The sequence below is a fragment of the Anaerolineales bacterium genome (assembly GCA_037382465.1).
GTDB lineage: Bacteria > Chloroflexota > Anaerolineae > Anaerolineales > E44-bin32 > WVZH01.
In genome coordinates, this window is record JARRPX010000065.1 from 1 (window position 1) to 7,110 (window position 7,110).

A 7,110-nucleotide genomic window follows, 5' to 3' on the forward strand; every position below is an offset into this window, starting at 1 on the left:
CCGAAGAACGAGCAGTACTTCGTGATCGCCGCCGTCAGCGTCGTCTTGCCGTGGTCGATGTGTCCGATCGTGCCCACGTTCATGTGCGGCTTTGTGCGTTCAAATTTGCCTTTCGCCATGATCCTAATCTCCTCAGTTAGATTATCACGGTTGATTCGACGTCCGAGAGCCCTCAAGGGGATTTGAACCCCTGACCCCGTTCTTACCAAGAACGTGCTCTACCGTCTGAGCTATGAGGGCAATCTCCCGTGTTTGACATTCCAGACGAAACCGCGCCAATGTTTATGGCACGCATCATCTTTTAGTGGGCGGTGAAGGATTCGAACCTCCGAAGGCTTATGCCAGCTGATTTACAGTCAGGTCCCTTTGGCCACTTGGGTAACCGCCCGGGTTAACACTCCAATACCAGATAACCGTCGCTTCGAAGCTCCTTCTTACCTCAAACAGCACAGCAATCGAAAACGATGGTGGGCTTGATCCCGATTCCGTCGTATTCGCTTCTTTGATGAAGCCGACGACGGGAGTCGAACCCGTAGCCTACCGCTTACAAGGCGGTTGCTCTGCCATTGAGCTACGTCGGCATGACAAGAGAAGCGCGCCTGTCTCGCACGGCGCAACTTCAATTTTACCAAAGTCAATCACTGCCGACAATGCGTGCGAAGTTTACCAGTAATTTAAATCAGCGTCAATGTAACCTGCTCGTACCGCGAGGTGCATGCCGCTTTAATCAAAAATTGCACGCTTTTGCATAATCATGTACAACGCCACCGCCGTTGCGACAGATGCATTAAGGCTCTCCACTTCCCCGCGCATCGGAATTTTTATCAGATAATCACAGCTTTTACGCACCAAAGATCGCATACCCTGCTGCTCGCTGCCGACCACCAACGCCAAACCGCGCCGCAAGTCGGCTTCTGCTATCGGTATCGCATCCATGCTGTTTTCCAAACCCATGATCCATATATCCGACTGTTTCAACAGGTCGATTGCCTGGGACAAATTCGCCCTGGCTACCAACAGATGTTCGCTGGCGCCCGCTGATGCTTTTACGACGGCCGGCGTGATGCTCGCCGTCCGGCGGTGGGGAAGAATCACACCGTGCACACCGACCGCCTCGGCGGTCCGTAATATCGCACCCACATTTTGAGGGTCTTTGAGCGCGTCGAGGATCAACAAGCAAGGGGGTTCTTCTTTTATGATCGCCTGGTTGAGGACGTCGTGCAGCGTCGCATAAGGATACGCCTCGACTTGGGCGACGATGCCCTGATGATGGCTGTGAATCGTATCGAGTTCTGACTTCGGCACCCGATTCACAGGGATTTTCGATTGCCGCGCCAGCGAAATGACAGAAGCCAACGCTCCTTTTTCCTGAGCATCATTTGCCACGCTGATCGTAATTACCTTGCGCTTCTGTGCCCGCAGTACTTCATAAATCGGAATGCGTCCGAATACCCATTCGGCCCTACCCGTCATTATGAATGGCCTTTCGAAATCGATAGGGAGTTGTGATCCAAGGCGCAAATCCAGGTTTGATCGGAAGAAAGCCGCCCCACACTTACTGGAACCGCCAAACCGTGCCGTCTTTTTGATCTTCTACGCTCACCCCCAAAGACGCCAATCGATCCCGAATCGAGTCTGCAAGCTGCCACTGCTCGATCTCTCGAAGCTCTTCACGCACGTCTACCAGCATTTGGATAAACGGCGCAGCTTCATGATCTTTCGACACACTTTCATCCAGGCGAAGACCAAGCACTCCTGCGAGTTCTCGAATCACGCTTTGCCCCAAGGTCAAATCCGATTCACTCGCGCCTGCATCGCGGGCCTGGTTTACTGTTTTTACCAGTTCGAATATGTGTGACAGCGCGCCTGAAGTGTTGAAATCATCGTCCATTGCTGCTTCGAATTTCTCGCGCGCTTTTTGCCCAGCTTGCGCCAATTCCTTCCCCGTTTCCTTTGCAGCAGAATCGTTTGCGAGTGCAGGCCGCAATCCGTTGCGAAGTCGTTCCAACGCCCGTTCAGCCTGATCCACCACCTCATCGTTAAAAGTCAGAGGGCTGCGGTAGGATCCATTTAGCACCACCATGCGAAGAACGTCGCCATCGTGCATTTTAAGAAAATCATCGATGGCGTAGACATTGCCTGTTGATTTCGACATATCTTCGCCGCCGAGCTGCATCATGCCATTGTGCACCCAGAAACGGGCAAAAACCTTGCCGGTATAACTCTCCGATTGAGCTATCTCGTTTTCGTGGTGTGGGAATATAAGATCGTTGCCCCCACCGTGAATATCGATCTGTTCCCCCAGATGATGCAAGCACATCGCAGAACATTCGATGTGCCACCCCGGCCGCCCTTGACCCCACGGACTCGCCCAGGAAGGTTCGCCTTCCTTTGCCGCCTTCCACAAAGCGAAATCTCCAGGGTCTTCCTTTCGCTGATCGACTTCAAGCCGCGCCCCAGCCCGCATATCCTCTAAACTGCGTCCGGAAAGACGGCCGTAGTCTTTGTCGCGAGCGACTCGGAAATACACATCGCCATCCACTTCGTACGCAAAACCCTTGTCGATTAAACCCGAAACCATGGTGATGATTTGCTCAATTTCTTCCGAGACTTTGGGCTTAACCTGCGCCGGTTCGATATTCAAGTCCTTCAAGTGCTGGTCGTATTGATCCGCAAATTTCTTCGCCAATTCCAACGGATCGACGCCCAATTCTTTGGCACGCAGGATTACCTTATCGTCCACATCGGTGTAATTCATCACGTGCCGCACTTCATAGCCGCGATATTCCAGATACCTTCGAATCACATCGAAGACCAATGAAGACATCGCATGACCCACATGAGCCTTCGCGTATACCGTGGGGCCACACACATACATGCGTACCTTTCCGGGCTCGATGGTTTGAAAAGGCTCCTTCTCGCGCGACATCGTGTTGTAGATCTTAAGAGACATCCCTCATTACTCCGTATCCATTGTGTGGGCGTTGTTGTTCGAGCTGCTGGGTTTTGAAAAGATCATACGTCCTGCAGCCGTTTGCAGCACCTTCGTAACAACCACCGGAATGATTTCACCAATATACTCTTTGCCGTTCTCCACGACCACCATCGTCCCGTCTTCGAGATAACCGACGCCCTGGTCGACTTCTTTACCCTCTTGAATGACCTGTACATCGATAGTCTCGCCGGGCAGAAACACCGCTTTTACGGCATTGGCCAGTTCATTGATGTTTAAAACGAGCACTCCCTGCAATTCGGCAACACGATTAAGATTGTAATCGTTGGTCAGAACCGGACAGCGAAGCTGTTTGGCGAGGATCACCAACTTGTCGTCCACAGAACGAACGCCCTCTACATCCAGATCCGTTATACGGAACGAGATGCTGTCATCCTTCTGTAATTGATTGAGAATATCCAAACCCCGCCGTCCGCGCTGCCTGCGAAGGCTGTCCGATGAATCGGCAATATGCTGCAGTTCATTCAGCACGAATGAAGGAACCAGCATCGAGCCGAACAAGAAACCCGTGCGGGCAATATCGGCCACACGGCCATCGATAATTACGCTCGTGTCCAGCAAGATGTTCCGGTCGACCGGCCAGCTCGAATCACCGCTTCCACCAAAGGAGAAACGGTTACCAACCATGTTAAAGAGGTCGTCTTTACGCATCACGAAAATCGTCACGCCAAAGTAGCCGAAAACCAATGCACCGACGAAGGGGAATATCTGGCTGAACGGCTCGGGCAATAAAGAAAGGGGAAACGAAATAAGTGCCGCGATGATCAAACCGATGATTAAACCGATCAACGCCGAAAGCAAGCTTCTGGCAGATACCTGCGCAATCATGGCACGCAGCGATCGAATCGGACGAGTCGTAATGTATGGTGTGACTATCAATCCCACCAGGGCGCCTACCATCGTGAAGACGCCAGCCCAAAGATACGGATCGTCACCCGCCAACTCAGCCAGATGGGTGCCCAGGTAGGTGCCGCCTATGCCAAACATAATTGCGCCGAAAATACGAACCGGTAATTCAACACTCATGGTTTTACCCGCCTTGTATATCAAAAGGGTGAACGCCCGGTTTCGGCGCTCACCCTGCGGAGAGCTAAATATCATCAACTAGATTCAGTTTGGTCGTGATTTGAAACCACGACGGAATATTCACATTGCCTGCAAGATAGAAGATGATAATTAATGAAACCGGATCAAAGGATGTAAATAAATCAACAATCTCCCTCGACAAATAAAATATATCACGGCCGCTTCTCCCATGTCAACGAAGCATCATGGTGTCGGCATGCGAACAATCTTTTCAGACATGCCCGATCCGATAATCAAGAAACATAAGCGGGAGAGTAGGTCTACTCTCCCGCTTCTATAACTTACAACAAATCACAATCCGTCATGGCAGCGTACCAATTACTTGGAAACTGTCGAGGATTTGACTGAGCGAATCCCAATCGTCATCCGAGAGGATTGGGATTTGGACCACGATAATGAAGGCATATTGATCCTCTTTCCAGACTGTGGATAGAACGATGAAATCCGGACCACTGGAACCTCCACATTTCTCAAAGAGATCGTATTTGCCCCGATATAGGTTGTCTTCGTAATCATCCCTGAGAACGAACTCGCAGGTGTCTCGATAGAATTCTCTGTAATAATCCAACACCTGGATGTATCCGCCCAATTCAGCCAGATCATCCGATGCGCTGAAAATTACACCCGGCACCTTCCAGTCGTATAAAGAATCGAGATCCGAGGCGGCTCGTATCGATGCTCCTATTACCTCACCTTCGTCAATCCACTCCCTACCGTCGATATCGACCCAATACGAAGGCACGGTGACCTGAATGGATCCATAATCATCGGTGATCGTCATGTACGGCTCGCTTTCAATATATGCGGGTGCGATTTGCCCGACGACATCGAAACTGGCGAATAGATGATCGGCAGCTTCCCAATCCGCATCAGAAAGAATCTGGACCTCGATTCCAACCATGTACGCTTGTGGATCCGACGATGGCGAGACGGCCAGAATGAGGTAATCGGCAACGCCACCACATGCCGAGTAGTGATCGAGAGATCCTGCGTAGTATCCGTCTGAAAAAGAGTCACTGCTTACGAAATCGCAGCTTCCGTTTAGATTCTCTGCCACTACGTCCAGGTAATCCGAAACACTAAATTGATTGGTTGCAAAGATGAACGCTCCCGGTTCTGACCAGGTTTCTTCGTAGTCAGCGAGGCTGGATGACATCGAAATCGAAGGTCCAACGATCTCACCATAATCATCCACTATTTGGGCACCATTGATGTCGTTCCATTCCACGGGCACGCTCACCTCGAGGGAATACGTATTATCGGAAATTGTGACGTAGGACGAATAACCTCCGCTCGCCGCTCCGCCACCGGAAGTTCCACCAGAGGAAGTGTTGCCCGCCGTTTGACCGCCGAAGGTCGAAACCGTCGTTAACGATCTTCCATTGACCTGCCCTTCCAGAAGCTCATACGTTGCGTAGCGCAGCACCTCGATGTTCAATGTGGCGTCTTCCCCGTGGGTCCGCAAAATGTCACAGTAATCCGCCATCGTACCGTCGGTCGAAAGAACCAGGTCTTCGAGTGACACGATAACGTCTCCCGGTTCAACACCTGCATCATCGGCGGGCGAGCCGGATTTCACAGATGAAACCCAGATTCCGGAGAGACTGCCATCGTCACTGATTACCGCGCTTCCGTTGATCCCAATGCTGCTGACATCCGTCCCCTTCCGCATGGTCTCGATTAAAGGCAGTGCTTCATCAGCCTTGATGGCAAAGTACTGGTTGAGCCCTACCAACGAGTAGGCGTAATTGACGCCGACAACGCGTCCATTCGCATCCACCAACGGTCCACCCGAGTTGCCGGGATTGATCGTCGCATCGTGTTCCAAGACCGAGTCGACGGAAGCCCAGGAAGATTCGCCGTCAGCATGGGCTTTCGAGACGATGCCTTTCGTAAGCGTGAACTCCGGATCACCCAGCGGGTATCCTGCCGCGTAGACTTCCAGTCCGACATTGACTTCATCGTTGTACCAGCTTAGATATGGAAAATCGTCCCCATCGATATCGATCACGGCCAGGTCCGAACACTCGGAAACCCCGAGGATTTTTGCATTTCTCGGTTCGCTCTCTCCGTTTAGATACACTCTCAGCAGCGCCGCTCCGGTTACGACGTGATTATTGGTGATTGCGATACCGGACGGATGGACGATAAAACCAGAACCGCCACCCGCAGAATTGACTTGCAAGCCGAATTCAGGATCGATGAACGTTCCCTGGGCCTGGATGCGCACCACTGCCTTTTGAACGTCTTCCAGGCTGGATACGGCTCCCGATTCCAATGCGGATAGTGACTCCTCAGAAACACTTTCTTCTCCATCCGGCACGGAAGCGTCCGTCCTGGTTGACTCGCTCGATGTCGAGCAAGCGGCAATCAAGACGATCACAAACAGCAGCGACAACATGGAAACGAGCTTTCTTTTTACCGAAGACACGATATACCTCCTAAGTAGAACATCAGATACATTTCCCATATTTACCGGGGGAATCACCCGGTTGCATTCGGCACATACCGAGCTATTACCACTCTGAGGCCTCTTCGATCATAAGAACTTGGTGCACCTTCTCACAACGTAATTTGACATCTAAATAATTCCTCGCTAACGCTCCCATCTTCGTTCAGTATAGATAAGCCCACCATTCTCAAGCAAGCCATTTTGACTTACAAATAGCTTTCAAAAGGCAGACGTTCTATTCTCTGGGGTAAAATCGCACTTCGAGGGAGATCGTATGCACATTCTACTTACGAACGATGACGGCGTCTTTGCACCGGGGTTGCGCGCCCTGGTTGGCCCACTTAGTACGTTGGGCAAGTTGAGTATTCTTGCTCCCAACCGCAATTGGTCGGCATCGGGTCACGTCAAGACGATGCACCGGCCTCTTCGCGTTTGGCATACACAACTCGCCGATGGCACACCGGCATTATCCAGCGATGGCGCTCCCTCCGACTGCGTTGCAATGGCGCTGCTGGGACTGATCGAAGAGCCCATCGATCTGGTCATTTCAGGAATTAAC

6 protein-coding genes and 3 tRNA genes are annotated in these 7,110 nt (G+C 51.6%); 1 reads left to right on the forward strand and 8 read right to left on the reverse strand.

Translation table 11 applies throughout. The annotated features are described in order from the left end of the window. From P8Z34_14065 to P8Z34_14100, 8 genes are all read right to left on the reverse strand, one after another. Positions 1 to 119, reverse strand: a 119-nt coding sequence (locus tag P8Z34_14065) for a GTP-binding protein (protein ID MEJ2551798.1), incomplete at its 3' end; no start/stop codon positions are given. Between the two features lie 48 nt (positions 120 to 167). Further along, positions 168 to 240: transfer RNA gene (locus P8Z34_14070), tRNA-Thr, on the reverse strand. Between the two features lie 65 nt (positions 241 to 305). Then, a tRNA-Tyr gene (locus P8Z34_14075) sits at positions 306 to 388 on the reverse strand. 121 nt (positions 389 to 509) lie between these two features. Continuing rightward, positions 510 to 581 (reverse strand) — tRNA-Thr (locus P8Z34_14080). A 142-nt stretch (positions 582 to 723) separates the two neighbouring features. Further along, positions 724 to 1,473 carry a 23S rRNA (guanosine(2251)-2'-O)-methyltransferase RlmB gene (gene rlmB / locus P8Z34_14085; GenBank protein ID MEJ2551799.1) on the reverse strand — a complete coding sequence of 250 codons (750 nt, stop codon included), beginning with the start codon at positions 1,471 to 1,473 and terminating at the stop codon, positions 724 to 726. Between the two features lie 82 nt (positions 1,474 to 1,555). Beyond that, positions 1,556 to 2,953, reverse strand: coding sequence for a cysteine--tRNA ligase (gene cysS, locus P8Z34_14090; GenBank protein ID MEJ2551800.1), 1,398 nt, complete (start codon positions 2,951 to 2,953; stop codon positions 1,556 to 1,558). 6 nt (positions 2,954 to 2,959) lie between these two features. Beyond that, positions 2,960 to 4,039, reverse strand: coding sequence for a TRAM domain-containing protein (locus tag P8Z34_14095; GenBank protein MEJ2551801.1), 1,080 nt, complete (start codon positions 4,037 to 4,039; stop codon positions 2,960 to 2,962). Positions 4,040 to 4,400: 361 nt separating this feature from the next. Next, the gene (locus P8Z34_14100; protein ID MEJ2551802.1) at positions 4,401 to 6,530 is read right to left on the reverse strand and encodes a trypsin-like peptidase domain-containing protein; all 2,130 of its coding nucleotides are present in this window, start codon (positions 6,528 to 6,530) and stop codon (positions 4,401 to 4,403) included. Between the two features lie 295 nt (positions 6,531 to 6,825). Between P8Z34_14100 and P8Z34_14105 the strand changes: the two genes are divergently transcribed. After that, the coding region (locus tag P8Z34_14105; protein ID MEJ2551803.1) for a 5'/3'-nucleotidase SurE at positions 6,826 to 7,110 on the forward strand (285 nt) is incomplete at its 3' end.